This is a genomic window from Skermanella sp. (genome assembly GCF_059503625.1).
This window is the reverse complement of record NZ_JCACHA010000529.1, coordinates 1-2079: the sequence shown is the minus strand read 5'-3', so window position 1 is coordinate 2079 and position 2079 is coordinate 1. Positions and strand designations below refer to the sequence as shown.

Genomic DNA, 2079 nt, shown 5'->3' with positions numbered 1-2079 from the left:
AGAGCATCACCTATGCCCTCTGCCACGCCGCTTGAATGACCAAAGTCGAGGTGAGGCTGTGGAGTACTTGCGGACGCCCTCGCTTGTCCGGGCTGGTGCTTATCTAATCCGTCTTATTGTTGACGGCAGCCTTTAGCTTGGCACCTGCCGAAAACCGCACGGCCTTCGATGCCGCGATGGTTAGCGCCTCGCCGGTCCGCACATTGCGCCCCTGCCGCTCGCCACGCTCTTGAACTTCAAAGCTTCCAAAGCCTGGCAGCTTGATCTCCTCGCCTTTCTCCATGGCAGCCGTTACGGCACCACAGAAGGCGTCGATGGCGCGACCAGCATCAGCTTTGGTCATGCCCCCCTTCTCAGCAACGAGCGCGGCGAAGTCGTCTTTGGTCAAGTCGGGTCTCCTATGACGGTCCATACTCGCCTTACCGTCCTCACCTATCTGCAGTCAAAGTAAAACACTCGCCGGAAAGAGGCCGCGGCACGATGCCTGCTGATCCGAAGGTGATCGGGAGCCCAAGCACCGCACGAAACTCCTTGTAGCCACTCCTGCCGGGGAAGAAGGCGTGTAGGATGAGCCAAGGTTCCCTGTCCGGGCCGAGAGCCACCGAGGGATGTCCCGGACCGAACCACTCCGCCGTCGAGCGCAGGAGTGGCTCCTCGGTCTTCCGGTAGGGGCCCAGCGGACTTTCCGCAACGGCAACTCCGATACCGTACTCGGCCGTCGAGAAGTCATTCCCGGCATAGAGCATATAGTACCTTCCTCCATGCTCGCTCACCCAAACGCCCTCGACAAGGTGGCCTTCCCACTTTTGATCGTTCCGCAAAACCTGCTTTCGCTCGCCGACGAGGGCGAGCGTGCCTAGATCCAGCTTCTGGGCATAGACCGGTGTCTTCGTCAGCCGCAGGATCTCGGCCATTGCTTCCTGTTCGGCTCGCACCGTCTGCTGCCCGAGAATGTCTGACAGGCGCGCCGAGAATGCCTGGAAGTCGGAGACGACGGCCTCAACCAATGTCTGTAGGACAAAGAAGCGCTCCATGGGTCCGAGCAACCTTGCCCAAGGCCACAACGTCGAGACGAAGGCAGCGGTGCGACGGTCCTCTTCGCGCGGAAACAGTTTTGCTATCAGCGGTCCGTGCTCGTGCAGGAACTGGCACAGCCGACCTGGCCAGACATCGTTGGTGTCTACCTTCCAGAACAGGTATGCGCTGCCTTCGTTATCGAGGAGAATATGCGGGTCTATAACGTTGCCCCGCAGGATGGGAGCCTCTGCGGCGGTGAAGGGCCCATCAGGCCGAGAGGATTTGGCGAGACCGATCGAGAAGCTGGAGTCCGCCTCCCGTGCGGCGAAACACACGAGAAACTCGCTTCCGACCCGGTGCATCTCGGGCGCCCAGTATTCGCCTCCTTGCCCAATCTCCGCCGCCCACCTTGGCGCACGGCCTTGCGGGAACACAAACCCCAGCGGGCGCCAATCCATCAAGTCTTGCGAGTAGAGGATGGGAAACACCTGCGGTGCGTCGTTGGATGTGGCGAGGAGGTAGTAAGACGCGTTCCCTGATCCAGCAGCATCCTCCACCACGCGGGTTACGGCCGGGTCCCCGTAGCCATAGAGGATGTCTGGCGACACAGATTTGGTGAGCAGCGGCATGAGCGGTGTCGTCGAGGGTGGCACCTTTGGCGGTTGCCGGCTCCTTGGCAGACGCGTCCCATAATCTTTGGCAAGTGCCTCGAAGAGGTCGAGATAAGACTGATGTCCAGTATCAAGTAGGAAGTACTCGCGCGTGATTCGCGCGCCAGAAGCCGGATCGGACCCGGTGACCGCAACAGAACGCGATGCCCTCTCCGGTTCGGCGCCGGTGAGGCCAACCGCGAACCGGACAGGCTCGCTCGATACGGAGGTCAACGCGAGTTTGTGGACCGCTACGAAAGTTTGCTCACCCGGCATATCCGTTCCTGGCCCTAAATTGTTCGTCAACGAACGCCGGTAGCCCAGCCTCGGTCATCAAAGTCCAGCGGTATTGACCGAGGCCTTATACAAAGTCTACGAAAGGCTGCCTCGCTGGGAATTTCTTTGGTAACGG

The 2079-nt window shown here is 60.4% G+C and carries 2 protein-coding genes; both read right to left on the bottom strand.

Annotated features, from left to right (window positions below):
* Nucleotides 1-103: 103 nt before the first annotated feature.
* Nucleotides 104-388 (bottom strand): HU family DNA-binding protein, encoded by a 285-nt coding sequence (locus AC5JJ6_RS11265; RefSeq protein ID WP_496042118.1) that lies wholly within the window; start codon nucleotides 386-388, stop codon nucleotides 104-106.
* A 40-nt stretch (nucleotides 389-428) separates the two neighbouring features.
* On the bottom strand, nucleotides 429-1943 hold the full coding sequence (locus tag AC5JJ6_RS11260; protein ID WP_496042117.1) for a family 43 glycosylhydrolase: 1515 nt from the start codon (nucleotides 1941-1943) through the stop codon (nucleotides 429-431).
* Nucleotides 1944-2079 lie beyond the last annotated feature (136 nt).